The organism is Mycobacterium sp. 134, from assembly GCF_048282715.1.
In the GTDB taxonomy this organism is placed as follows: Bacteria; Actinomycetota; Actinomycetes; order Mycobacteriales; family Mycobacteriaceae; genus Mycobacterium; species Mycobacterium septicum.
The window spans coordinates 1,906,684-1,930,234 of the sequence record NZ_JBLVUN010000008.1 but is presented as its reverse complement, the minus strand read 5'-3'; the positions used below and the strand labels follow the sequence as shown (position 1 = coordinate 1,930,234).

The window sequence follows — 23,551 nt, the reverse complement described above, 5'->3', positions numbered from 1 at the left end:
GACAAGGCCGTCTCGGCTTACGGCTTGCTGTTCACATGTAATGGTCAGGTGCTGTCGCGCACGATGAGCGCGGCGGGGTCACTGCCGTCGGCGTCAGCGACCGTCGGGTATCCGAGTTCGGCCATCATGGCCGGGACCGCGGCATCGACGATGGTCTTGGCGTCGAATGCGACGGAGGTCAGCGGCGGGGAACTCACCGCGCCCAGCGGTATCGCGTCGACCCCCATGACCGCGAGATCGTCGGGGCAACGCAAGCCGGCCCGGCGTATCCCGTGCAGCACCACGAACGCCGTCTCGTCGCTTTGCGCGCACACGGCCGTCACGCCCGCCGAGACCCACTTCGACACGACAGCGGCCGCGTCGGACCCGTCGGTGGCCACGCTGTCGACATCGATCTCGGGCAGGCCTTGCGCGTCGGCGGCCACCCGGAGACCCGACAACCAGTAGTCGCCGAGCGGCCGGAGTACCTCGGCTCCGGAATAGGCGAAGCCCAGGCGCGTGTGGCCGCGCGACATCAGATGCTCCACCCGCATCGCCCCGACGGTCAGGTGCAACGACCCGAGCGCGCGCAGCTTCTCGCTGCCCAGGTAGATCTGCGGGATCCTCGCCGCCTCGACCGCCGCGGCCGCGGCACCGGTGAGCGGGAAGACGCCGGCAACGGCCACCGGGTTGAGGTTCGCCACCGCGTCGACGATGTTCTGGCCGTCGTCCGTCTCGAGCTGCATCGACAGCACGATGCCGTGCCGGCCGAGCGCGGTGGTGAGGCGACTGCCGACCTCCAGAGGCAGTTCGCCGAGATCGGTGCGCGGCACGATGTAGAGCACCACACCGCTGCCGCCGACCGCGAGATTGCGGGCCGCCAGGTTGGGCCGGTATCCGAGTTCAGCCGCGGCCTTGCGCACCGCCTGTTGCGTCTGCTCCGAGATGCGTTGCCCTTGAACGTTGTTGAGCACGTAGCTGACGGTCGCTGTCGAGACGTTGGCCAGCCTGGCAACGTCGGCTTTCGTCGGGCGTCCTCGTGTCGTGCTCACGGTGTCATCGTGGCACGTTGCTGACCGGTTGGGTCGTCCACTCCCGAAAGTGGCCGGCCCGCACTCTCGCGCAAGGTCAAGACGGTCACCAGCGACACGACGCCCGCGGCAACGAGGTACAGCGCGGGCGCCAGGTTGTTGCCGGTCGCGGCGGTGAGCCAGGTGACCACATACGGTGTGGTCCCGCCGAACAGTGCCACCGCGATGTTGTAGCCGATCGAGAAACCGCTGTAGCGCACGCGGGTGGCGAACAGTTCGACGCCGGCCGTCACGGCGGTCGCCACGTATACCGACTCGATCGCCGCCAACACGCAGTGCCCGGCGATCGCCGCCGCCACCGATCCCGAATTCATCAGCAGGAACAGCGGATACGCGCACACCACGAACCCCACCGAGCCGGCGATCAGCAGGGGTTTGCGCCCGATCCGGTCCGACAGCGCTGCCAGCGGCAGGATCAGGATCAGCGCGACCAGGCTGGCCAGCGTGATCGAGACGAATGCCTGCGTCTTGCTGAAGTGAAGTGCCTTGATGAAGTACGTCGGCAGGAAGGTGAAGACGACGTAGTAGCCGACGTTGAACACGATGAACAGGCCGATGACTTGCAGGATCGCCCGGCGCGCGGTGCCGACGGCTTCACGCAGTGGCGACGTCGCGACCCGATCGGCCTCGTCGAGTTTGGCGAACTCCGGCGTGTCATCCAGTCGCAGCCTGATGTAGAGGCCGACCAGGCCGAGCGGCGCGGCCACCAGGAACGGGATACGCCAGCCGTAGTTCTCCATCGCCTCCGGCGGCAGAAATGCCTGCAGCACAGTGACGGTGACCGAGCCCAACAGGAAGCCCAGCACTCCCGACCACGCGATGAACGTGACGGTGAACCCGCGCCATCGGGTGGTCGCGTATTCAGCGAGATACACCGCGCCGCCGCCGTATTCACCGCCGGCCGAGAACCCTTGCAGGCACCGCAGCAGGAGCAGCAGCAATGGTGCGGCCACACCGATCGTGGCATAGGTCGGCAGCAGGCCGATGCCCAGCGTGGCTGCCGACATCAACAGGATCACCACGGCGAGTACGCGCTGCCGACCCAGCCGGTCCCCCAGCGGACCGAAGACGAAGCCGCCGAGCGGGCGCATGAAGAACGCGGCGGCGAAGATGGCGAAAGTGTTGAGCAGTGCGGCTGTTTCGTTGCCCGGCGGGAAGAAGTTGGCGGCGATGTAGGTCGCCAGGAACCCGTAGATGGCGAAGTCGAACCATTCCACCGCGTTACCGATGGACGCGCCGGTGATCGCCTTTCGCACGACGGGATCGATGCGGGTGTTTGTCCTCGGTGCCGTCAACAGAAAACTCGCCTCTCGGATCGCGAGAGGCGAGTTTATCTGTTGGGTTATGCGCTTAAGCCCCTTTCTGGGGGCTTGAGCCTCAGACCGCGGCGAGCGCGTCCGCGGTGAGCAATGCCTGGGCCACCCCGGAGACGATCGACGCCAGCCGAATGGCTTCGAAGATCGTCGTGCGGGACACGTCGGCGTCACGCAGCACGGTCTCGTGCGCCGACAGGCAGTGCGAGCAACCGTTGATCGCCGACACCGCCAGCGACCACAGCTCGAAATCGGCCTTGGGCACACCGGGGTTGGCGATGATGTTCATCCGCAGGCCGGCGCGCAGATCGTCGTAGCGACCGTCGAGCTGACCCTTGGTGCGATAGAAGACGTTGTTCATCCCCATGATCGAGGCCGCGCCGAGGGCGCCGTTGTAGGCCTCGGCGCTCAGCACGTCGAGGGCGTCCTCGGAGATCTCCTTCAGCAGGCGCGCCGACTTGGTCGCCGCGGCGGTGGCCACCAGGGCACCCCACAACTGCTGCTCGGTGAGCTCGGTCGACTTCACGATGCTGCCGAAGTTGAGCTTGAGGTCCTTCGCGTACTCCGGAAGGGCTTCCTTGATGTTGTCGATGCTCACGGTCAGACCGCCTCTGCCAACAGCTCACCGGCGTCGAGCGTCGGATCGCCCTTCTTCCAGTTGCAGGCGCACAGCTCGTCGGACTGCAGCGCGTCGAGCACCCGCAGCACCTCGTCGACGTTGCGCCCCACCGAGCCCGCGGTCACGGAGACGAACTGGATCTCGTTGTTGGGATCGACGATGAAGGTGGCACGGTCGGCGACACCGTCGGCGTTCAGAACGCCTGCGGCCGCGGAGAGCTCACGCTTGAGGTCCGAGACCATCGGGAACGGCAGGGTCTTCAGGTCCTCGTGCTGCGCACGCCACTGGAAGTGCACGAACTCGTTGTCCACCGAGACACCGATGACCTTGGCGTCGCGATCCTCGAAGTCCTCGTTGAGCTTGCCGAACGCGGCGATCTCGGTCGGGCACACGAAGGTGAAGTCCTTGGGCCAGAAGAAGATGATCCGCCACTTGCCCTCGTCGTCCTTGTTGGTGACGCGGGTGAAATAGTCATCGGGCTGCTTGGCGTCGACCTTGGACAGATCTCCGCCAACCACGGCCGTCAGGTCGTATTCCGGGAACTGAGAACCAATCGTCAAAAGCGCCATCGCAACCTATCCAATCTCGCATGTTTTTTTCTGGAATGATTCCAGATTTACACATCGATTCTGGCCGTCGGCTGACTGTTATAGCAACTCGATCAGGCGTGATTATCCACACAAACGACATCAGTGTGAGTTGGGCATCACTGGGCCCAACACGGCGTCGACCGATACCGACAGATCGGCCCGCGCCGCGGTGCCTGCCACCAACCGCGCGTTGGGTTCGTCGATCTCGGCAACCCAGCGTCGTGCCTCGTCTGCCCGCTTGCCGAACGTGATGCGCCGGGAGACCAGACGCGCGATGCGCACATCGTCTTGTGTTGCGCAGTACCAGATTTCGTCGATCTCAGCGGCCACGGCCGACCACTCGGGATCGTCGAGCAACAGGTAGTTCCCCTCCGTGAGCACCACGGACGCATCCGGGAACACCGGGATCGCGCCGGCGACGGGCTGCTCGATGTCACGCTCGAAGCCCGGCGCGTAGACCACCTCGGTCCGCGCCCGGATGCGGCGCAGCAACGCCGCGTAGCCGGCAACGTCGAAGGTGTCGGGCGCCCCCTTGCGATCCATCCGGTGCAGCCGGCGCAGCTCCACGTCGGCGAGGTGAAATCCGTCCATCGGCACATGGGCCACCGCGTCGGCGCCGAGGTGTACCCGCGCGGCCGCGACCATCGCCTCGGTCAGTGTGGATTTGCCCGCGCCCGGCGCCCCGGCGATCCCGATGACCGATGTCCCCGGCTCTGCCGCGTGGGCCAGCACCCGGGCCAGCAGATCGTCGAACGTGCACATAGCGGGTGCCATTGTCGCGCAGGTCATCGAACGGCCCGTGCCGAACGTCGCCACGAGCAGGTAGAACTGGCTGAGGCGGATCGCACGGAAGGCGGCTCAATTGGCGAGGCTTCGCTGGTGGCTCGGTCTGGTCTGCTGTGCGGCACTCCTGGCCGGCTGCGGGAACGCCACGGTGATCGGCGGCCAGGGCGACCTCGATGTTGTTCCTGCCCGACCGCGTCGGCGGCCTGCCGGTGACCGACGGCCACAGCGGCATCCGGCCCGACGCACCCGGACCCACGCGCCAGGCCGAGAACACCGACGGCGGCCAGATCGACGACCTGGCCCTGCTCGCCGTCGACGACATCGAGGATTTCTGGTCGCAGAACTACACCGGCGGCTCACTGCCGGGAACCTTCACCCCCGTGTCCCGGCTCGTCTCGTTCAACTCCGACCTCTCCCCCGGGCTCGACATCTGCGGGGAGAACACCGTCGGGCTGACCAACGCCTTCTACTGCCTCAAGAGCGACGTGATGGCCTGGGACCGCGGCGTGGCGATTCCCGTTGCGGCACAGTATTTCGGCCAGATGGGTGTGGTCGGAGTGATGGCCCACGAGTACGGTCACGCCGTCCAGCAACAGGCCCGGCTGATCAACGAGAGCACGCCCGTACTGGTGGCCGAGCAGCAAGCCGACTGCCTCGCCGGCGTCTACCTGCGCTGGGTGGCCGCGGGTAAATCACCGCGCTTCGAGTTGAGCACCGGTGACGGCCTCAACCATGTCCTGGGCGGTCTGATCTACATCCGCGATCCCCTGATGACGCGGATGGACGCCACGCTCACCGGCAACGAACACGGGTCGGCGCTGGACCGGGTCAGCGCGTTTCAGATCGGTTTCAGCGGCAACGTCGACCAGTGCGCGGCCATCGACTCCGACGAGATCAAGAAACGCCGCGGCGATCTGCCCAAGTTCCTCGACTTCTTCGGCGGAGCGCAGAGCGCGAACAGCACGATCACCGCCGACCTGCTGGACAAGACGATGCAGTCGCTGCAGCAGGTCTACGCACCGGCCAACCCACCGAAACTGAGCACCGAGCCCACCGCATGCCCCGACGCGGGACCCTCGCCGCCGGCGTCCTACTGCCCGGCGACCAACACCATCGTGGTGGATCTGGACGGGATGAAGGCGTTGGGGGAAGCCAGGAACGAGAACGACGAACGTGAGCTCCTGCAAGGCGACAATTCGGCGATCTCGGTCCTGACGTCGCGCTACGCGCTGGCCGTACAACACGAGAAGGGCCTGGTGCTCGACACTCCGGTGGCCGCCATGCGCACCGGCTGCCTGACCGGCGTGGGACAGGCCAGGATGGCCGAGGAAGGTCACCCGATCACGTTGTCGGCCGGTGACACAGACGAGGCGATCAGCGGCCTGCTCACCAACGGGCTGGCCGCCAGTGACGTCAACGGCCGGGTGCTGCCTGCCGGGTTCACCCGCATCCTGGCCTACCGGTCGGGCCTGCAGGGCGATGACGCGCAGTGCTACCAACGGTTCGCGTGATCCGATGAGCCGAGTCGAGGAGAGCCGATGAGCGGTCCCGAGCAGCCGTGGTGGGCCCGCCGGCGGCGCGCCCCTGCCGGGCGGCACGCCGTCACCGGGAGCCCACCCGGCCCGGTCCCCACGGACGCCGCCACCCGTCCGAGGACCGTTGCCACCCCCACCGCCGCAACACCACGGCCGGCCCGCTCCGCAGCCGCCGCGCCCACCACAGCCGGCTCCGCTGCCCAAACCCAAACGTGACGACCGACGTCTGCTCATCGGTGCGGCCGTCGTCGTCGTCGCGCTCGCGGTGATCGGCACCGGTGTGTGGGCGTGGAGCCGTGCGGATGCCACCAGCACCCGCCTCGACGTCCGTCAGGCCGAGTCCGGGGTGGCACAGATCCTGTCCGATCCGATCAACGGTTACGGGGCAAACCGGATCGCCGCGGTGGCTTGCAACAACGGCAAGGATCCGATCGTGCGGGCGGGGGAAACCTTCACGTGCGCGGTCGAGATCAACGACACGCTGCGCCGGGTGATCGTGGAATTCACGGACAATAACGGAACTTATGCAGTTGACGGGCCCCGATAGAGAGACGTACGACACATTTTCGGTACCCGGTGACAACCCACACCCGACCACGCTGCCAGGCTTTATTAGAGCCGCTATTAGTCTTACCGGTTATGGGTCGGGATCCCGCTGCAACCAGTGCTGTTGATTCGTCGGCGTCGAACATCGAAAACTACGTTCGCGACGACGGCACGATCGTCGTACCCGACGGCGTCACACTGACGTCGTTCCTGGATCGCAACCGGTTCATCTACGGGGACGAGCCGTCGTACCGCTTCCTGGACTACTCCACCGACCCCGACGGCCGGGCCGTCGAGCTCAGCTGGAACGCCCTGTGGTCGCAGGTGTGCGCCGTCGGTGCCCGACTGCAGCAGGTCACCAAGCCCCGCGACCGGGTGGCGATCCTGGCCCCGCAAGGTGTCGAGTACGTCGCGGCGTTCTTCGCGGCGGTGCACGCAGGCAACATCGCCGTCCCGCTGTTCGCGCCGGCCCTGGCCGGTCACGCCGAGCGGCTGGCCGCGGTGCTGTCCGACGCCAAACCGACGGCGGTGCTCACCACGACCTCTGCGGCCGAATCGGTCCGCGCCTTCATCAAGACGCTGCCTGCCGCCGAACGCCCCCGCGTGATCGCCGTCGACGCCGTCCCCGACACGCTGGCCGAGATGTACGTCAGCCCCGAGGTCGACATCGACGACATCGCCTACCTGCAGTACACATCGGGGTCGACCCGTACTCCGGCCGGTGTAGAGATCACCCACCGCAACGTGTGTACCAACGTCATCCAGATGATCCTGGCGGGCGATCTGGACACCGGCATCCGCAGCGTCAGCTGGCTGCCGCTGTACCACGACATGGGCCTGATCATGATCATGTTCCCGGCGCTGTGCGGCGGCCACATCAGCCTGATGGACCCGATGGCGTTCGTCCGCCGCCCGTACCGCTGGATCAAGCGGCTGGCCGAAGAGGCCGCCCACGGCCGCACCTTCGCAGCTGCCCCGAACTTCGCCTTCGAGCTGGCTGCCGAGCGCGGCCTGCCGCCTGAGGGCGAGACGCTGGACCTGACCAACGTCGTCACGCTCCTCAACGGCTCCGAGCCGGTGACGATGGCCTCCGTCGAGAAGTTCACCTCGGCGTTCGCCCCGTACGGGCTGCCCGCGACAGCGATCAAACCGTCCTACGGGATGGCCGAGGCGACGCTGTCGGTGGCCAGCATCGCCCCGAGCGCCGCGGCCAGTGCCGTGTACCTCGACCGCGACCAGCTCAGCGCCGGACGCGCCGTGACGATCGCCCCGACCGACGAGGGCGCCGTGGCGCATGTGTCCTGCGGCCAGCCGATCCCGAATCAGTGGGCGGTGATCGCCGGCCCCGACGGCGACGAGCTGGCCGACGGCAACGTCGGCGAAATCTGGCTGCACGGCAACAACGTCGGCCAGGGGTACTTCGGCCGCGTCGATGAGAGCGAGCGGGTGTTCGCCAACAAGCTGCAGACTCGGCTCACGACGGGGAGCAACGCCGAGGAGGTGCCCGACAACGGCCATTGGCTGGCGACCGGCGACCTCGGGGTCTATCTCGACGGCGAGCTCTACCTCACCGGGCGGATCAAGGACATGATCCTGATCGACGGACGCAACCACTACCCGACCGACATCGAGACCACCGTCAGCGCGGCGTCCCCCGCCGTCCGCTCGGGTTACGTCGCGGCGTTCTCGGTGGTCGGAGACCGCGGCGAAGAACTGGTGATCGTGGCCGAGCGGGCCGCCGGAGCCGGACGTGCCGAGCCCGGCCCGATCGTCGACGCGATCCGCGCGGCCGTGTCACGCCACCACCAGATCCGGGTGGCCGACGTGCGCATGGTCGCCGCCGGCGTGATCCCCCGCACCACGAGCGGCAAGCTGGCCCGAAATGCCTGCCGCGCTGAGTATCTGAGCGGGAAGTTCAACAAGTAGGGGCTGGCTTCTGTCGCCGAGTGTGACGCTGTGGTCGTTGTCCGGCACGCAGAACGACCACAGCGTTGATTTCGGCCTGCCCGCCGGCCTCAGCCCGCGGCCCACTCCTTGGCCGCATCCAGCTCGCCGAGCCCGAAGACCTTGAGCTCGCCCGGAATCATCCACGCGAACGCATGCATGGCGTGGGCGACCCACTCCATGTCGGATACGACGGCGATCCGTTTGAACGCGGCGTGATGGCGGAACAGCACACCGAGGCCCAGCTTCAAATCCTCGACGAGCCCGCCGCTTCCGAATCCCTCATAGTCCGGCGAGATGACCTCGACGATCCGGATCTCGCCGGTGTCGAGCAATTCGTCCATCGCCGGCCGGAATTCGCGCAGATCGTCACCGCGCACTCGACCCGACACTCGGATACCGAACACACCCTCGGGCATGTCGGGAAGGACGTCGATCATCGGTTCTCCTCCCGTCTCACGCCTCGAGTCTGCACCCAAGCGACAATGCTTCGACTCAGGATCGCGAAGACTCCCAGAGACTTGATATCTCCGACGGCACGTTCTCGCTCTTGACGGCGCTCCGTGTCCACCCGCCATGGCTTCCCGGAGCGATCCTGTAGACACCATCGCCCGAATACACCCACAGCTGTTCGGGTTCGGTGGGCAGCCAGGTGATCATCACGCCGTTGCGGGGGCTGTAGGAGGAATGGTCATGGAAGACCTCCTTGCCGGCCTTGTCCCGAACCACCGCGACCCAGGGCTTCACGCCGTCCTCTTCCGTCGCCTCCTCCGCGAAGGCGGTGTAGGTGCCCGACGGGGACGCCTGGGAGTGGCCGGGGGTGACGGTCTGCGCGGACGCTCCATCGCCTTTACCGCAACCCGCGGCAATCGCCACCACCGCCAGAATCAACGCGACTATCCGCTTGCTCACGTGTGTCCGTTCCCCTTCCGCGCCACCCGCGCGTCGTACGCCTGCGCCGCGCCTCGGCGAGATGGAACGATACGGTCTGGCCGCCGAGAGCGGAATCTGTCGGGTTGCCTGAACCGACCGCGGATTTGTGTCGCACACTTTTGCGGTGACGATCCAGCAGCGCCTCGACAGGTGGGAGGCACGCGCCGAGTGGCCGCTGGCCTCGGTGGCAGCGGTGTTCCTCGCGGCGTACTCGGTGGAGGTGCTGGTGCAGCCGCACGGGTTGGCCGCCCGTGCGGTCGAACTGGCGACCTGGCTCACCTGGGCCGTGTTCACCGCGGACTATGCGGCCCGGCTGTATCTCGCCGACGACCGCAAGCAGTGGTTCCGGACCCACCTCGTCGATCTGGCGATCGTGCTGCTGCCGCTGCTGCGGCCCCTGCGGCTATTGCGACTTGTCGTACTGATCGGCGTGATCCAGAAAGCGGTCGGCCACGCGATCCGCGGCAAGGTCATCATCTACACGATCTCGGGTGCGGTCCTGCTGGTGTACGTCGCGTCGCTGGCCGTGCTGCAGGCCGAGCGTGGTCACCCCGACGCGCACATCACCGATTTCGGCCAGGCGATCTGGTGGGCGATCACCACCATCACCACAGTCGGCTACGGAGACATGTACCCGGTCACCACGACCGGACGAGTCATCGCAGCGCTGTTGATGATTGGCGGGATCAGCCTGGTCGGTTCGATCACCGCGACGATCGCGTCGTGGATCGTGCAGACCGTGGCTGTCGACGACGCTGCCAGTGCGGCGGTGACGGCGGCCCACATCAATGAGCTACGTGCCGAGATCGCGTCGCTGCGTGAGGAGTTGCGGGCGCCGGCCGTGGAGGGCGCGGGAACCGACCACCGACGGTGAAGAGTGCGGGCGGTGGGACTCGAACCCACACGCTCTTTCGAACACGGGCACCTAAAGCCCGGGCGTCTACCAATTCCGCCACGCCCGCAGAGCCCTGATCGTACAGGTCCCGTGACGGCCGAATCTGTCGGTGGGCGCCAATATCGTTGAGGCATCCGTCAGCGAGAAGGATGCACCATGCGGCCGGTCGAGGAATTCAGCAATGTGCAGCAACTCATTACGGCAGGCTTGAACGACTGTGAAATCTCGCGCCAAACGGGCATACCTCGCAAGACCGTCTGGCAATGGCGCTGCAAACCCGGAATCCGTCCGAGGTCGACAACCGACGCTTCAGGACGCTGCACCGTCCACGACTTCTCCGCACTTCCCGCCAAAGCCTATTGCTACGTCCTCGGCATCTACCTCGGCGACGGTTGCATCTCCCGAGGCGCTCGGACATGGCACCTGAGGATCACGCTCGACACAAAGTACCCAGGCATCATCGACAGCTGCCGTGACGCGCTCGACATTCTGATGCCTGGTCAGCACGCAGCTCTTGTCCGCCGCAAAGACAACTGCGCCGACGTGTCGCTCTGCTCGAACCACTGGCCATGCCTCCTTCCGCAGCACGGTCCGGGCAGGAAACACACCAGACCGATTCGGCTGGTGCCTTGGCAGGAGGCACTCGTCAAGCGAGCCCCAGAGGACTTCGTGCGCGGCCTGATTCACAGCGACGGTTGTCGCGTGATTGCGGACGATCGTGGCGTCAAGAGCATCCGGTATCACTTCTCGAATAGGTCTGACGACATTCGGGGACTCTATTGCGCAGCGCTCGATGAGCTCGGGATTCCGTGGACGCGCCCCAGCAAGTACGACGTCGCCGTGTACCGCAAAGCCGCCACCGCTCGGCTCGACGAATTCATCGGCCCCAAGGTCTAGTGGCAGTAGACGCACTACCCGGACGGAAGAACCTGACCCGACATGTTGATCAGCCGGTCGTGCTCGTCGAAAAACAGTTCGGCATGGCCGTCGGGCAGCACGACCCGCAGTCCGCCCGGAATCTGTTCGACCGACACTTCCCGCAAGGCCGCCCACACGTACACGCTGCGGGGTGCGACCGGCATGGCCTGCAACGCCTCGCCGACGCAGCGCAGCAGCCGAGGCGCGCTCGGCGCGGGTAACTGAAGGCGATCGTCGGTCAGCACGATCACGCCGACGATCCCATCCTCGAGCGCGAAGGTATAGCAGGGCTTCAACCCGAGATTCAGCGACGCGATGGCGCCCATCCACCACGCGAACTCGCGCGGCGTCACGTCGCCGAGCGGTACCTCCGCATCGCGCAATTCGGCAATACCGTTCAGCTCACCGCAGTCGCGGAGCACGGCGCTTCCGTATTCGTCCGGACGCGGGAAATCGGGGTTCGCCCATCCCCACTGCCACATCCCCCGTTCCGCCGAGGCAGCGCCGAGCAGCTCGCCCCGTGCGACGAAAGGTGCCACGCCACTCGTCGAGGCCAGCGAAAACTGATGGGTTTCGGCATCAAAGCTCCAGCCGCCGTCATACGGGGTACCTTCGCCGACGAGGTCCGAGAGATAGGCCTGCGCCTCGGCTTGAACGATCGCGGCGTCGAGCAGCATTTCTTCGAGCACGCAAAAAGCCTAAGTGCCATTCGCGGCCCATCTGGGCACGTATTTTCGACCCTCGAGACCCGCGCCGTACCATGGACGAATGTCCACTACACGGCGTAGGAGACCAGCGCTCATCGCACTGGTCTGCCTGGGCGCTGCCGGCTGCCTCGCACTGGCCTGGTGGCAGTGGACCCGCTACGAATCCGCCTCGGGCACCTTCCAGAATCTGGGCTACGCCCTGCAGTGGCCGATGTTCGCCGGGTTCTGCTTCTACGCCTATTACAAGTTCGTCCGTTACGAGGAGGCACCGCCGGAGCGGGACAACGGTGAGCTCACCGAGATCCCCGCGGGCCTGTTGCCCGAACGCCCCAAGGCCGCCGCGGCGGACGCCGGCGATCAAGAAATGTCCGAGTACAACGCCTACCTTGCCGAGCTGGCCAAGTCCGACGCCCAGCCCGAGAAGAAAGACAGGACCGATAGATGACCGCACCAGAACCGGGCGCCGAGGTCACGCCGCCTGTTTCGATGCCCAAGGAGACCATCCGCAAGGCCCTGCTGGGCTACCGCGTGCTGGCCTGGACGACGGGCCTCTGGCTGATCGCGCTGTGCTACGAGATGGTGCTCAAGTACATCGTCCAGGTGGACAACCCGCCGAGCTGGATCGGCATCGTGCACGGCTGGGTGTACTTCATCTACCTGCTGTTCACGGCCAACCTCGCGGTCAAGGTCCGCTGGCCCATCGGCAAGACGATCGGTGTGCTGCTCGCGGGCACGATCCCGCTCCTGGGCATCATCGTCGAGCACTTCAACACGCTGGATCTCAAGAAGCGCTTCGAGCTCTAGCCGGCCGCCGAGCCCGCTAGGACCCGGCCAGCTCCCGCAGCGCAGGCACCAACAACGCCAGCGCCCGGCCGCGATGCGACGCCGCATCCTTCTCGGCGGGTGACAGCTCGGCGGCCGTCGAAGCGGACCCCTCGGGCAGGAACACCGGGTCGTAACCGAACCCGCCATCGCCACGGGGTTCGCGGGTGACCGTGCCCGGCCACTCCCCGCGCACCACCGTGGAGCCCGACGCAGACACCAACGCACACGCGGAGACGAACGCCGCCCCGCGCCGTTCGTCGGGCACATCGGCCAGCTGCCCGAGCAGCAACGCGGTGTTCGCGGCGTCATCCCCGTGGCGCCCGGCCCACCGTGCCGAGAGCACCCCGGGCATCCCGTTCAGGGCATCCACTGAGATCCCGGAATCGTCTGCCACACAAGCCAATCCTGTGGCGCGAAAGCCATCTGAAGCCTTGGCCAGTGCGTTCTCCTCGAACGTCGCACCGGTTTCTGGCGCCTCGTCGTAGGCAGCCACATCGGCCAGCGACACCAGGTCCAGCCCGGTGATCCCGGCCGCATCCAGCACCCGGCGCAGCTCGGCCAGCTTCTTGGCGTTACGGCTGGCTACAAGGAGTGCGGGCACTCAGCTTCCAAACGCTTTCTTGGGCGCGGGCCCTTCCGGCAGCACGCCCGGATACGGCAGTTCCAGCGCCTCGCGCTGGATCACGAACAACTGCTCGCAGGCGCCGAGCGCAGCGTCGAGCATCTTGTCCAGCGTGGACCGCGGGAAGGTCGCGCCCTCACCGGTGCCCTGGATCTCCACGAGGGTGCCGGTGTCGGTGGCGACGACGTTCATGTCCACCTCGGCGCGGGAATCCTCGACGTAAGGCAGGTCGACACGGACGCGTCCGTCGACCACGCCCACCGACACGGCCGCGATCGCACACGACAGCGGGCGCGGATCGGAAAGCCGCCCGGCCGCAGCCAGATACGTCACGGCATCGGAGAGTGCGACGTAGGCGCCGGTGATGGCCGCGGTGCGGGTACCGCCGTCGGCCTGCAGCACGTCGCAGTCGATCGCGATGGTGTTCTCCCCCAGCGCGCCGAGGTCGATGCACGCGCGCAGCGAACGTCCGACCAGTCGGCTGATCTCCTGGGTGCGGCCGCCGACGCGGCCCTTGACCGATTCGCGGTCCGAGCGGTCGTGAGTGGCGGCCGGCAGCATGGCGTACTCGGCGGTCAGCCAGCCCTGCCCGGAACCCTTCCGCCAGCGCGGCACGCCTTCGGTGACCGAGGCGGTGCACATGACGCGGGTCTGGCCGAACTCCACCAGTACCGAGCCTGCGGGATGCGATGTGAAACCGCGGGTGATGGTTACCGGGCGCAGCTCGTCGTCAAGACGGCCGTCTTCTCGCTTGGACACCCGCCAACCCTAGCGGGTCAGCGCCGGGTGACGTCGAAGGTCTCGCCGCACACCACGGCGTGAACCGGGCCGTCGAACTCGGCCTTGGCTTCGCTGATCACGTCCTCGCGTGAGGTCCACGGCGGAATGTGGGTCAGCAGCAGTTCACCGACGCCTGCTTCGGCGGCCGCGCGTCCCGCCTCGGTGCCCGACAGGTGCAGGTGGGGCGGACGAGAGGGATCGTGCGTCCACGACGCCTCGCACAGGAAGACGTCGGCGCCACGGGCGAGGTCGACGAGCGCGTCGCAGTATCCGGTGTCACCGCTGTAGACCAGCGTCGCCCCGGACGGATCGGTGAAACGCATGCCGTAGGACTCGGTGGGGTGACACACCAGCCGCGGCGTGATGTTGAGCGTGCCCATCTGCACCGGGGAGCCGTCCTCCCAGTGCCGCACCTCGAAGATGTCGGTGAAGTCGTCGATCTCGCCGCCTTCGGGCGACGACGCCGCGCCCAGCCGGGCCCACGTGTTGGCCGGCCCGTACATCAGGCCGCGTTCGGTGGCCGGGATCGGGTGATACCGGCGCCAGACGAACAAACCGGGCAGATCGAGGCAGTGATCGGCATGCAGATGCGACAGCAACACGTTGACCGAATTCGGATCGGCGTAGCGCTGCAACGCACCCAAGACGCCACCGCCGAAGTCGACGACCATCGGAATCGTGTCTGGTGCGGTGACGAGATAGCCGGAGGCTGCCGAATCCGGGCCGACAACGCTGCCGGAGCATCCCAGGATGGTCAATCGCACAGTGTCTAGCTTGCCATGCCCGATGTGCACGTTGCCAAGACATCGCCGGTTTGGGCGACGGAGATCATTTTCCGACGCCCGCGTGACGCCGGACCTGCCGCGCCCCGTCCAGCCCCGGTCCCAGGAAGCGGGCGGCGAGGGAGGTGAACGCCTCCGGATCGCCGGTCGCCTCGAACACCCGTTGGGCCGGGCCGGATTCGTGGGGTTTCAGCAAATCGAGCTCGGTGAGCACCCGGAGCAGGTCCTTGGCCGTCTCCTCTGCCGAGGACACCAGCGTGACGTTGTCGCCCATGGCCAACTGGATCAGACCGGACAGCATCGGATAGTGCGTGCAACCCAGCACCAGGGTGTCCACCTCGGCGCGCTGCAGCGGCTCCAGGTATCCCTCGGCCAGACCCAGCACCTGACGCCCGCTGGTGACCCCGCGCTCGACGAAGTCGACGAACCGCGGACAGGCGACCCCGAACACCTCGGTGTCCCGGGCGGCCGCGAACGCGTCCTGATAGGCGCCGGAGGCGATGGTGGCGGCAGTGCCGATCACGCCGATGCGTCCGTTGCGGGTGGCGGCCACCGCGCGCCGCACCGCGGGCAGGATCACCTCGACCACCGGCACCGGCGAGTAGCGCTCACGTGCGTCGCGCAGGCAGGCCGACGACGCCGTGTTGCATGCGATCACCAGAGCCTTGACCCCGCGGGCCACCAGGTCGTCGCCGATGGCCAACGAGTGCGCGCGGATCTCGGGGATGGTCAGCGGCCCGTAGGGGCCGTTGCCGGTGTCCCCGACGTAGATGATGTCCTCGTCGGGCAGCTGGTCGATGATCGCGCGGGCCACGGTCAGTCCGCCGACGCCGGAGTCGAAGATGCCGACGGGGGCCAGGGGGTCGTTCATATGGTCACGCGCTCAGCCGTGGCTGGGCGGAATTCTTCTTCGCTTCCCGCGACTTACGTTCCGGTCCGGACAAGAGGTACGCCGCTACCACGCCGGCAAGGGCCCCACTCAGGTGGCCCTGCCAGGAAACCCCCGCATTGCCGGGCAGTACCCCGAACAGGACGCCGCCGTAGATGAACAGGACGACGACACCGATCACGATCTCCCACACATTGCGGGTGAAGAACCCGAACACGATCAGGAACGCCAGCCAGCCGAAGATCAAGCCGGATGCGCCGATGTGGGTGCTCGTGCACTGCACGGTCACGTAGGGGCAGTGCAGGCCGATGTTTCCGATCAGCCACGTGCCGAAGCCGCCGAGTATCCAGATGATGGCGGTCGCGGTGATGAACCGCCCCATCCCGGCTAGCGTCATGAGAAAGCCGAGCACCAGGGCGGGCACGGTGTTGGCGATCAGGTGCGGCCAGCCGCCGTGCAGCAGGGGCGCCCACAGAATGCCCCACAGTCCGTCGGTCTGCAGGGGCCGGATGCCGTCCTGGTCGAGCCGGTGGCCCATCGCGGTGTCGACGATCTCGATCACGTACAGCAGCGCGACGAAACTGACGATCGTGACGCCGCCGACGATCCATGCCGGTCGCTTCTTCGGTGCGGTCGAAGGGAGGTTCGTCATGCCTGCCCACTCACGCCCATAGCTGCCCTTCCAACGCATCCTCTGCGTCATCAAGGCTACCGGCGTAGGCACCGGTGGACAGATACTTCCAGCCGGCGTCGGCGACCACGAACGCGATGTCGGCGCGCTCGCCGGCCTTGATCGCCTTGGCGCCCATACCCAGTGCGGCGTGCAGGACCGCGCCGGTGGAGATGCCGGCGAAGATGCCTTCGCGGGTCACCAGATCGCGGGTGCGTTTGACCGCGTCGTAGGAGCCCACCGAGAACCGGGTGGTCAGCACGTCGGCGTCGTACAGCTCGGGGATGAACCCCTCGTCGATGTTGCGCAGCGCGTACACGCCCTCGCCGTAGCGGGGTTCGGCGGCCACGATCTGTACACCCGGCACCTGCTCGCGCAGGAAGCGGCCGGTGCCCATCAGGGTTCCGGTGGTACCGAGCCCGGCGACGAAGTGGGTGATCTCGGGCAGGTCGGCGAGCAGCTCAGGGCCGGTGCCGTAGTAGTGCGCGTCGCTGTTGGCCGGGTTGCCGTACTGGTACAGCATCACCCACGAAGGGTTCTCCGCCGCAAGCTCTTTCGCGGTCGCCACGGCGGTGTTGGAACCGCCCTCGGCCGCGCTGAAGATGATCCGCGCGCCGTAGAGCTCGAGGATCTGACGCCGCTCGATGGAGGTGTTCTCGGGCATCACGCAGATCATGTTGTAGCCCTTGAGCATCGCGGCCATGGCCAGCGAGATCCCGGTGTTGCCGCTGGTGGGCTCCAAGATCGTGGCGCCCGGGCTCAGCAGCCCGTCACGTTCGGCCTGCTCGATCATGCGCAGCGCGGGCCGGTCTTTGATCGAGCCGGTCGGGTTGCGGTCCTCGAGCTTGGCCCACAGCCGCACATGCGGCCCGTCCGGACCGTCCTCCCACCGGGGCGACAGGTGCTGCAGCCCGACCAACGGGGTGTTGCCGAGGGCCTGCAGCAGCGAGTCGTATCTGGTCATGGACCCTCAGGCTCCGCCCGCAACGGCAGGAAGGATCGTCACCGAGTCGCCATCGGCGATGGTGGTGTCCAGGCCGCCGGAGAACCGTACGTCCTCGTCGTTGACGTAGATGTTGACGAAGCGGTGCAGCTTGCCGTTGTCCACAAGTCGGTCGGAGATGCCCGAGTAGTTGGCCTCGAGGTCGGCGATCACCGCCTGCAAGGTGTCGCCGGAGGCGCTGACGCGCTTCTGCCCGTCGGTGTGCGGACGCAGGATGGTCGGGATCGAGACGGTGACTGCCATGGAAACTCCTTAGGTGTACTGCTCGGCTGCTCAGTATTGGTCGACAACTGTGACGGGTTCCTCGGTGACGACCCCGTCGAGGATGCGGTAACTCCGCAGCTCGTGCTCTTGCGGGTCGCGCGTGGAGACCAGCACGTAGTGCGCATCGGGCTCTTGGGCCAGCGAGATGTCGGTGCGGCTCGGGTAGGCCTCGGTCGCGGTGTGCGAGTGGTAGATGACGACGGGCACCTCGTCGGCCTCGTCCATCGAGCGCCACACCTTGAACTGCTCCATCGAGTCGAAGCGGTAGAAAGTCGGCGAACGCTCGGCGTTGACCATCTCGATGAACCGCTCGGGCCGATCAGAGCCCTCCGGTCCGGCGATCACCCCGCACGCCTCGTCAGGATGGTCGGCGCGGGCATGCGCAACCATGGCCTCGACGAGATCCCGGCGGATCACCAGCACGTCACAACTCCTTCATTCGAACGCTCCCGGCAACATGTCACGGTAGGTCGGTATTCCGGCCACCGGCTCGGCGGCCAGCAGCCCGACCAGCACAGCGCGGGCGAGCACCTCCGCCGCGGCCGCCCCGACCCGGGTGACCAGTGCCGTCTCCGGCGACATCGCCACCGGTGTCTTTTCGTCCGGCTCGACGGTCACCGCGCCGGTCGCCAGCGCAAACACCGTATCGCCATCCAGCGGGGTGTGACACGGCGAGATGGTCCTGGCCAGCCCGTCGTGCGCGGCGACGGCCACCCGACGGCACCCGGCAGGGCTGAGCTCGGCGTCGGTGGCGACCACCGCGATGGTGGTGTTCAACGGAGCCAGCTCGGTGTGCCGATCGCCGTAGGCGGCGAGCTGATCGGCGGGCGGGGCGATCAGCCCGAACTCCTCGATCAGCCCAGCCATCCAGGGCAGACCGGTGGCCGGATCCACCACGTCACCGGCGGCGTTGAGCACGACCAGGGCACCCACGGTCACCCCGCAGTCCAAGGTCACCGAGGCGGTGCCGACACCGCCCTTGAGGACTCCGGCCCGCGCACCGACACCGCCGCCGACGGTCCCGAGCGCGAACTCCGTCGAGGCCGCTGCGGCCGCCGCGTAGCCGAACTCCGCCGTCGGCCGGTTGGCCCAGCCGCCCACTGGCAGATCGAAGATCACCGCGCCAGGCACGATCGGCACCACGCCGCCGTCCATCGCCACCCCGCGGCCCTGCTCCTCCAGCCAGGTCATCACCCCGTCGGCGGCGGCCAGGCCGTAGGCGCTGCCACCCGTCAGCACGACGGCGTCGACGTGGCGCACGGTGTTGATCGGGTCGAGCAGGTCCGTCTCGCGGGTACCCGGGGCACCGCCGCGTCCGTCGACGGCGCCGACGGTGCCCGGCGGGGCCAGCACCACGGTCGATCCCGACGCCCACCCCGAGCCCAACGTCACGTCGGGGTCGATGCGGTGGTGGTGGCCGACCAGGATGCCGCCGACGTCGGTGATCGACCCCATCGGACTCATCTCCCCATCAGGCTGAGGACGAGGTACTCCTGCAGCACGGTCAGCCACTGGTAGACGTCGACGTGCCCGGCCATCGGGTGCTCGGCGGGCAACTGCTCGGGGCCCTGCGCGCCGATGTCGAGCATGGTGCCCAGCGCCAGCCGGATGTCGTTGACCGCGGCGGCCCACGCCTCGGCGTCGTCCTCGGTCAGCTCGAACTTGCCGCCGCCATCGGGAATGGTGTCCAACAAACGTTGGGCCGCTTCACGTTTGGCATCGATGATGGCAGGTTCGTGAAGTCCGCGCAGCGCGCTGTTGAGGCTCTCGGCAGTGCCCGAACCGGCGGGATGCTCAGTCTGCGGCCGATAGAAATCCGGGAGCAGACGCTTCATGGTGGCGTCCTCGGGTGCCTGCGGATTGCCGGTCTTCATGCCGGTGATCATCTCGAGTTCGTCTGTGGGCCCGGATGATCCGCGCTCCTCGAGCATCCCGAGCATCGAAGTTCCCAGGCTCGCCAGCAATGCGGCCTCGTGGGCCTCCAACGCCGAGCGCAACCGCAGACCGTCGGCGGTCTCGACCCTTTTCCATTTGCGCACAGTCGATCAGCGGTCCTGTTGCATGGTGGCCCACAGCCCGGCGGCGTGCAGTTTGGACACGTCGGTCTCCATCGACTCGCGGCTGCCTGCCGACACCACGGCCTTGCCCTCGTTGTGCACCTGCAGCATGAGTTTGGTGGCGTGCGGCTCGCTGTATCCGAACAGTTTCTGGAACACGTAGGTGACGTAGTTCATCAGGTTGACCGGATCGTCCCAGACGATGGTCACCCAGGGGCTTTCGGTGGCCGCATCTTCCCGTGGCGCCGCCTCGACGCTGCGCTCTTCGCGGGTCCCCGGTCGGGCCTTCGCCGGTGTAACCATGGGCCCACAATACCGGCAGGGGTGCCGCGATATTGAAACAGCTGCGAACAGCTACGGTTGCTGGTGTGACCGTCGCGTTGCTCACCGACAAGTACGAGCTGACGATGCTCGCGGCCGCGCTGCGCGATGGCACGGCGCACCGCCGCACCACATTCGAAGTCTTTGCCCGCCGGCTGCCCGAGGGCCGGCGCTACGGCGTGGTCGCCGGCACCGGACGGTTTGTGGAAGCGTTGGCAGAGTTCACCTTCACCTCCCGCGAACTCACCGCACTCTCGGAGTTTCTGGATACGACGACACTCGATTTCCTGTCGGGCTACCGGTTCAGCGGTGACATCGACGGCTACGCCGAGGGCGAGCTCTACTTCCCCGGTTCCCCGGTGCTCTCGGTACACGGGACCTTCGCCGAGTGCGTGGTGCTGGAGACCCTCGTTCTCTCAATCCTCAACCACGACACGGCGATCGCGTCGGCAGCGGCCCGGATGGCCAGCGCGGCCCACGGCCGGCCGATGATCGAGATGGGCTCGCGGCGTACCCATGAGCTGGCCGCCGTGGCCGCCGCCCGCGCGGCCTACCTGGCCGGCTTCACCGGATCGTCGAATCTGGCTGCCCAGCAGCGCTACGGGGTACCCGCACTGGGCACCGCGGCGCACGCCTACACGCTGCTGCACACCACGGAATCCGGACCGGACGAGCAGGCCGCGTTCCGCGGCCAGGTGGCGGCCCTCGGCGTCGACACCACCCTGCTGGTGGACACCTACGACATCACCGCGGGTGTGGCCAACGCGATCGCGGCGGCCGGCCCGCAGTTGGGCGCTGTGCGCATCGACTCGGGCGATCTGGGTGTGCTGGCCCGCCAGGTGCGCCAGCAGCTCGACGGCCTCGGTGCCACGAACACTCAGATCGTGGTGTCCGGAGACCTGGACGAGTTCGCCATCGCAGCACTTCGCGCCGAACCCGTCGACAGCTACGGGGTCGGCACCTCGGTGGTCACCGGATCCGGCGCGCCGACCGCGGGCATGGTCTACAAGCTGGTCGAGGTCGACGGAATGCCGGTGGCCAAGCGCAGCAGCCGCAAGGAGTCCCACGGTGGCCGCAAGCGGGCCGCTCGGCTCGCCAAGGCCTCGGGCACGATCGTCGAGGAAGTGGTCTACCCGTACGGCCAGGAGCCGCTGGAGACATCGGGACTCGTCGCACGCGCGCTCACCGTCCCGCTGGTGACCGGCGGAGTCCCTGTCGAAGGACACCACCCCGCCACCGACCTGGCCGCCGCGCGTGAGCGGGTCGCCGCAGGGCTGCACAGCCTTCCGTGGGACGGGCTCAAACTGTCCCGCGGCGAGCCGGCCATCCCCACCCGGGTTGTGCCGTTCCAGACATGACGACCAAATCGAAGCCATCCCGCGAGGTGGCCAATGTGGTGACCAATCTCCTCAAGATCGCCGTCAAAGGACTCGGCGGCGCCAGCCGTTCGGGTCAGGTGGAGATGGCCGAGGCGGTCGCCAACGCCTTCGAGTCCGGTGAGCACCTGGCGGTGCAGGCCGGCACCGGCACCGGTAAATCGCTGGCGTACCTGGTGCCGTCGATCGCCCGCGCCCTGCAGACCGAGCAGCCGGTGGTGGTCTCGACCGCCACGATCGCGCTGCAGCGTCAGCTCGTGGACCGCGATCTGCCCCGGCTGGTGAACTCGCTGGCCGACGCGCTGCCCCGCAAGCCCACGTTCGCGCTACTGAAGGGCCGGGGAAATTACCTGTGCCTCAACAAGATTCACAATGGAGCGGCCGACGAGCCGGCCGACCGTCCCCAGGACGAACTGTTCTCGCCGATGGCGATCAGCGCCATGGGCCGCGATGTGCAGCGGCTGACGGAATGGTCCTCGGACACCGAGACCGGTGACCGCGACGAGCTGACTCCCGGTGTGCCGGACCGGTCCTGGTCCCAGGTCAGCGTGTCGGCACGTGAGTGCATCGGGGTGTCGCGCTGCCAGTTCGGTACCGACTGCTTCGCCGAACGGGCGCGGGAGAAGGCCGGTGCCGCCGACGTCGTCGTCACCAATCACGCACTGCTGGCCATCGACGCGCTCTCCGATTTCTCGGTGCTGCCCGAATACGAACTGCTGGTGGTCGACGAGGCCCACGAACTGGCCGACCGGGTGACCGGGGTGGCCACCGCCGAACTCTCGGCGACGTCCATGTCGGTGGCACACCGCAGGATGGCGCGATTGGTGGATGACGAACTGGCGCAGCGCTTCGAGGCCGCCGTCGCGACGTTGTCCTCGATGCTGCACGAACTCGACGCGGGCCGCATCGACGTGCTCGACGAGGAACTGGCTACCTACCTGACCGCATTGCGCGACGCGGCCAATGCGGCGCGCACAGCGATCGACACCACCCCCAGCGACCCCCAGGCCGCCTCGGCGCGCACCGAGGCCGTCACCGCACTGAACGACGTGAGCGACACCGCCACCCGGATCCTCACCTCGTTCGTGCCGCCCATCCCCGATCGCCTCGACGTGGTCTGGGTGGAGCAGTCCGAGGGATCGAACGCCGGAAACACCGGGGCTCCTCGACCCGGGCGGTCCCTGCTGCGGGTGGCGCCGATGTCGGTCTCGGGCCTGTTGCGCACCAGACTGTTCGCCAACACCACCGCTGTGCTGACCTCGGCGACCCTCACCCTCGGCGGCAACTTCGACGCGATGGCGCGCAACTGGGGACTGGGCGGCTTCGCCGACGCCGGCGAGCCGGCCAAACCAGGCAACGCCGGCGAGCCGGCCAAACCAGGCAACGCCGGCGCGCCCGCCAAACCAGGCAGCGCCGGCGCGCCCGCCAAACCGGGGTGGCGCGGTATCGATGTGGGGTCGCCGTTCGACCACGCCAAATCGGCAATCCTGTACGTGGCCAAGCATTTACCACCGCCCGGGCGGGACGGCACCGACACCCGGACGCTGGACGAGATCGAGGGCCTGATCACCGCGGCCGGTGGCCGCACCCTGGGCCTGTTCTCGTCGATGCGCGCGGCCAAGGCCGCCGCCGAGGTCATGCGAGGACGACTGTCCACCCCGGTGCTCTGCCAGGGTGAAGACACCACTTCGGCTCTGGTGCAACAGTTCTCCGATGATCCCGAGACCTCATTGTTCGGCACCCTGTCACTGTGGCAGGGCGTGGACGTCCCGGGGCCGTCGCTGTCATTGGTCCTGATCGACCGGATTCCCTTCCCACGCCCGGACGATCCGTTGCTGACCGCGCGGCAGCGGGCGATCAGCGCGCACGGCGGCAACGGCTTCATGGCGATCGCCGCCAACCACGCCGCACTGTTGCTGGCCCAGGGCACCGGTCGGCTGCTGCGCCACACCGACGACCGCGGGGTGATCGCGGTGCTGGACTCCCGGCTGGCGACCGCCCGCTACGGCGGCTACCTGCGTTCGTCGCTGCCACCGTTCTGGTCCACCACCGACCCTGACCGGGTGCGACAGTCGCTGAAGCGGCTTCGGGGCGCGGGCTGATATC

Annotated in this window: 27 protein-coding genes, 1 tRNA gene and 1 pseudogene; 9 read left to right on the top strand and 20 right to left on the bottom strand. The window is 67.5% G+C overall.

What is annotated here, in order from left to right; genetic code table 11:
• Positions 1-44: 44 nt before the first annotated feature.
• The 5 genes from ACNQVK_RS14080 to ACNQVK_RS14060 all read right to left on the bottom strand — a co-directional run bounded on the left by ACNQVK_RS14080 (position 45) and on the right by ACNQVK_RS14060 (position 4,366).
• The gene (locus tag ACNQVK_RS14080; RefSeq protein ID WP_418029996.1) at positions 45-1,031 is read right to left on the bottom strand and encodes a LacI family DNA-binding transcriptional regulator; all 987 of its coding nucleotides are present in this window, start codon (positions 1,029-1,031) and stop codon (positions 45-47) included.
• Positions 1,028-2,326, bottom strand: coding sequence for an MFS transporter (locus tag ACNQVK_RS14075; RefSeq protein WP_418029995.1), 1,299 nt, complete (start codon positions 2,324-2,326; stop codon positions 1,028-1,030). Before ACNQVK_RS14075 ends, ACNQVK_RS14080 begins: the two co-directional genes overlap by 4 nt.
• Before the next feature lie 121 nt (positions 2,327-2,447).
• A complete protein-coding gene (ahpD, locus tag ACNQVK_RS14070; protein WP_044522169.1) occupies positions 2,448-2,981 on the bottom strand; it encodes an alkyl hydroperoxide reductase AhpD in 534 nt (177 codons plus the stop codon).
• Positions 2,982-2,983: 2 nt separating this feature from the next.
• Entirely contained in the window at positions 2,984-3,571 is a 588-nt protein-coding gene (locus ACNQVK_RS14065) for a peroxiredoxin (RefSeq protein WP_418029994.1), read from the bottom strand.
• A 120-nt stretch (positions 3,572-3,691) separates the two neighbouring features.
• Positions 3,692-4,366, bottom strand: a complete 675-nt coding sequence (locus tag ACNQVK_RS14060; protein ID WP_418029993.1) for a nucleoside/nucleotide kinase family protein — start codon at positions 4,364-4,366, stop codon at positions 3,692-3,694.
• A gap of 88 nt (positions 4,367-4,454) precedes the next feature.
• Here ACNQVK_RS14060 and ACNQVK_RS14055 point away from each other — a divergent pair.
• The 3 genes and pseudogenes from ACNQVK_RS14055 (at position 4,455) to ACNQVK_RS14045 (ending at position 8,385) form a co-directional block, all read left to right on the top strand.
• Positions 4,455-5,889 (top strand): annotated as a pseudogene (locus ACNQVK_RS14055) (peptidase).
• A 148-nt stretch (positions 5,890-6,037) separates the two neighbouring features.
• Entirely contained in the window at positions 6,038-6,460 is a 423-nt protein-coding gene (locus ACNQVK_RS14050) for a DUF4333 domain-containing protein (RefSeq protein ID WP_418029992.1), read from the top strand.
• 92 nt (positions 6,461-6,552) lie between these two features.
• Positions 6,553-8,385, top strand: a complete 1,833-nt coding sequence (locus ACNQVK_RS14045) for a fatty acyl-AMP ligase (RefSeq protein ID WP_418029991.1) — start codon at positions 6,553-6,555, stop codon at positions 8,383-8,385.
• Positions 8,386-8,474: 89 nt separating this feature from the next.
• Here the strand turns inward: ACNQVK_RS14045 and ACNQVK_RS14040 are convergent, their stop codons facing one another.
• Together ACNQVK_RS14040 and ACNQVK_RS14035 are read right to left on the bottom strand one after the other, a co-directional pair.
• Complete coding sequence (locus ACNQVK_RS14040; RefSeq protein ID WP_418029990.1) at positions 8,475-8,843, bottom strand: STAS/SEC14 domain-containing protein; 369 nt, start codon at positions 8,841-8,843, stop codon at positions 8,475-8,477.
• Between the two features lie 55 nt (positions 8,844-8,898).
• On the bottom strand, positions 8,899-9,315 hold the full coding sequence (locus ACNQVK_RS14035) for a hypothetical protein (RefSeq protein WP_418029989.1): 417 nt from the start codon (positions 9,313-9,315) through the stop codon (positions 8,899-8,901).
• Positions 9,316-9,460: 145 nt separating this feature from the next.
• On the opposite strand from ACNQVK_RS14035, the gene ACNQVK_RS14030 reads away from it, so the two are divergent.
• A complete protein-coding gene (locus tag ACNQVK_RS14030; protein ID WP_276128671.1) occupies positions 9,461-10,210 on the top strand; it encodes a potassium channel family protein in 750 nt (249 codons plus the stop codon).
• Positions 10,211-10,214: 4 nt separating this feature from the next.
• Here ACNQVK_RS14030 and ACNQVK_RS14025 read toward each other — a convergent pair.
• Positions 10,215-10,298 (bottom strand) — tRNA-Leu (locus tag ACNQVK_RS14025).
• A gap of 89 nt (positions 10,299-10,387) precedes the next feature.
• Here ACNQVK_RS14025 and ACNQVK_RS14020 point away from each other — a divergent pair.
• A complete protein-coding gene (locus ACNQVK_RS14020; protein ID WP_418029988.1) occupies positions 10,388-11,128 on the top strand; it encodes a hypothetical protein in 741 nt (246 codons plus the stop codon).
• Between the two features lie 14 nt (positions 11,129-11,142).
• On the opposite strand, the gene ACNQVK_RS14015 is transcribed toward ACNQVK_RS14020, so the two are convergent.
• Positions 11,143-11,838 carry a DUF6882 domain-containing protein gene (locus tag ACNQVK_RS14015; RefSeq protein WP_418029987.1) on the bottom strand — a complete coding sequence of 232 codons (696 nt, stop codon included), beginning with the start codon at positions 11,836-11,838 and terminating at the stop codon, positions 11,143-11,145.
• A gap of 79 nt (positions 11,839-11,917) precedes the next feature.
• Here ACNQVK_RS14015 and ACNQVK_RS14010 point away from each other — a divergent pair, with 79 nt between their 5' ends.
• Together ACNQVK_RS14010 and ACNQVK_RS14005 are read left to right on the top strand one after the other, a co-directional pair.
• Positions 11,918-12,301 carry a hypothetical protein gene (locus ACNQVK_RS14010; RefSeq protein ID WP_409551634.1) on the top strand — a complete coding sequence of 128 codons (384 nt, stop codon included), beginning with the start codon at positions 11,918-11,920 and terminating at the stop codon, positions 12,299-12,301.
• Positions 12,298-12,660, top strand: coding sequence for a DUF3817 domain-containing protein (locus ACNQVK_RS14005; protein WP_044522150.1), 363 nt, complete (start codon positions 12,298-12,300; stop codon positions 12,658-12,660). The genes ACNQVK_RS14010 and ACNQVK_RS14005 overlap by 4 nt, the downstream gene beginning before the upstream one ends.
• A gap of 16 nt (positions 12,661-12,676) precedes the next feature.
• Here the strand turns inward: ACNQVK_RS14005 and rdgB are convergent, their stop codons facing one another.
• The 11 genes from rdgB to clpS all read right to left on the bottom strand — a co-directional run bounded on the left by rdgB (position 12,677) and on the right by clpS (position 20,051).
• Complete coding sequence (gene rdgB, locus ACNQVK_RS14000) at positions 12,677-13,282, bottom strand: RdgB/HAM1 family non-canonical purine NTP pyrophosphatase (RefSeq protein ID WP_409551636.1); 606 nt, start codon at positions 13,280-13,282, stop codon at positions 12,677-12,679.
• The gene (gene rph / locus ACNQVK_RS13995; protein ID WP_003880216.1) at positions 13,283-14,062 is read right to left on the bottom strand and encodes a ribonuclease PH; all 780 of its coding nucleotides are present in this window, start codon (positions 14,060-14,062) and stop codon (positions 13,283-13,285) included.
• 17 nt (positions 14,063-14,079) lie between these two features.
• The gene (locus ACNQVK_RS13990) at positions 14,080-14,847 is read right to left on the bottom strand and encodes a cyclic nucleotide-degrading phosphodiesterase (protein WP_044524100.1); all 768 of its coding nucleotides are present in this window, start codon (positions 14,845-14,847) and stop codon (positions 14,080-14,082) included.
• Between the two features lie 64 nt (positions 14,848-14,911).
• Positions 14,912-15,736, bottom strand: coding sequence for a glutamate racemase (gene murI / locus ACNQVK_RS13985; RefSeq protein WP_418029986.1), 825 nt, complete (start codon positions 15,734-15,736; stop codon positions 14,912-14,914).
• A 4-nt stretch (positions 15,737-15,740) separates the two neighbouring features.
• The gene (locus ACNQVK_RS13980; RefSeq protein WP_418029985.1) at positions 15,741-16,406 is read right to left on the bottom strand and encodes a rhomboid family intramembrane serine protease; all 666 of its coding nucleotides are present in this window, start codon (positions 16,404-16,406) and stop codon (positions 15,741-15,743) included.
• Between the two features lie 10 nt (positions 16,407-16,416).
• Positions 16,417-17,388, bottom strand: a complete 972-nt coding sequence (locus ACNQVK_RS13975) for a cysteine synthase (protein ID WP_418029984.1) — start codon at positions 17,386-17,388, stop codon at positions 16,417-16,419.
• 6 nt (positions 17,389-17,394) lie between these two features.
• A complete protein-coding gene (locus ACNQVK_RS13970) occupies positions 17,395-17,670 on the bottom strand; it encodes a MoaD/ThiS family protein (RefSeq protein ID WP_075923712.1) in 276 nt (91 codons plus the stop codon).
• A gap of 30 nt (positions 17,671-17,700) precedes the next feature.
• Positions 17,701-18,114: a M67 family metallopeptidase gene (locus tag ACNQVK_RS13965; RefSeq protein WP_268952415.1), complete on the bottom strand. Its 414-nt coding sequence runs from the start codon at positions 18,112-18,114 to the stop codon at positions 17,701-17,703.
• 12 nt (positions 18,115-18,126) lie between these two features.
• A complete protein-coding gene (locus ACNQVK_RS13960; RefSeq protein ID WP_418029983.1) occupies positions 18,127-19,146 on the bottom strand; it encodes a P1 family peptidase in 1,020 nt (339 codons plus the stop codon).
• A gap of 5 nt (positions 19,147-19,151) precedes the next feature.
• Complete coding sequence (locus ACNQVK_RS13955; protein ID WP_418029982.1) at positions 19,152-19,730, bottom strand: DUF2017 domain-containing protein; 579 nt, start codon at positions 19,728-19,730, stop codon at positions 19,152-19,154.
• 6 nt (positions 19,731-19,736) lie between these two features.
• A complete protein-coding gene (clpS, locus tag ACNQVK_RS13950; RefSeq protein ID WP_044522132.1) occupies positions 19,737-20,051 on the bottom strand; it encodes an ATP-dependent Clp protease adapter ClpS in 315 nt (104 codons plus the stop codon).
• Positions 20,052-20,116: 65 nt separating this feature from the next.
• On the opposite strand from clpS, the gene ACNQVK_RS13945 reads away from it, so the two are divergent.
• Positions 20,117-21,427, top strand: a complete 1,311-nt coding sequence (locus ACNQVK_RS13945) for a nicotinate phosphoribosyltransferase (RefSeq protein ID WP_418029981.1) — start codon at positions 20,117-20,119, stop codon at positions 21,425-21,427.
• Positions 21,424-23,547, top strand: a complete 2,124-nt coding sequence (locus tag ACNQVK_RS13940; RefSeq protein WP_418029980.1) for a helicase C-terminal domain-containing protein — start codon at positions 21,424-21,426, stop codon at positions 23,545-23,547. Before ACNQVK_RS13945 ends, ACNQVK_RS13940 begins: the two co-directional genes overlap by 4 nt.
• Positions 23,548-23,551 lie beyond the last annotated feature (4 nt).

Excerpts from the sequence above, each read along its gene's own strand:
- ACNQVK_RS13970 (WP_075923712.1), bottom strand. The coding sequence starts at position 17,670 with ATGGCAGTCACCGTCTCGATCCCGACCATCCTGCGTCCGCACACCGAC.
- ACNQVK_RS14045 (WP_418029991.1), top strand. The coding sequence starts at position 6,553 with ATGGGTCGGGATCCCGCTGCAACCAGTGCTGTTGATTCGTCGGCGTCG.
- ACNQVK_RS14065 (WP_418029994.1), bottom strand. The coding sequence starts at position 3,571 with ATGGCGCTTTTGACGATTGGTTCTCAGTTCCCGGAATACGACCTGACG.
- clpS (WP_044522132.1), bottom strand. The coding sequence starts at position 20,051 with ATGGTTACACCGGCGAAGGCCCGACCGGGGACCCGCGAAGAGCGCAGC.
- ACNQVK_RS14005 (WP_044522150.1), top strand. The coding sequence starts at position 12,298 with ATGACCGCACCAGAACCGGGCGCCGAGGTCACGCCGCCTGTTTCGATG.
- ACNQVK_RS14060 (WP_418029993.1), bottom strand. The coding sequence starts at position 4,366 with ATGGCACCCGCTATGTGCACGTTCGACGATCTGCTGGCCCGGGTGCTG.
- ACNQVK_RS14040 (WP_418029990.1), bottom strand. The coding sequence starts at position 8,843 with ATGATCGACGTCCTTCCCGACATGCCCGAGGGTGTGTTCGGTATCCGA.
- ACNQVK_RS13960 (WP_418029983.1), bottom strand. The coding sequence starts at position 19,146 with ATGGGGTCGATCACCGACGTCGGCGGCATCCTGGTCGGCCACCACCAC.
- ACNQVK_RS13980 (WP_418029985.1), bottom strand. The coding sequence starts at position 16,406 with ATGACGAACCTCCCTTCGACCGCACCGAAGAAGCGACCGGCATGGATC.
- ACNQVK_RS13975 (WP_418029984.1), bottom strand. The coding sequence starts at position 17,388 with ATGACCAGATACGACTCGCTGCTGCAGGCCCTCGGCAACACCCCGTTG.
- ACNQVK_RS13940 (WP_418029980.1), top strand. The coding sequence starts at position 21,424 with ATGACGACCAAATCGAAGCCATCCCGCGAGGTGGCCAATGTGGTGACC.
- murI (WP_418029986.1), bottom strand. The coding sequence starts at position 15,736 with ATGAACGACCCCCTGGCCCCCGTCGGCATCTTCGACTCCGGCGTCGGC.
- ACNQVK_RS14020 (WP_418029988.1), top strand. The coding sequence starts at position 10,388 with ATGCGGCCGGTCGAGGAATTCAGCAATGTGCAGCAACTCATTACGGCA.
- ACNQVK_RS14010 (WP_409551634.1), top strand. The coding sequence starts at position 11,918 with ATGTCCACTACACGGCGTAGGAGACCAGCGCTCATCGCACTGGTCTGC.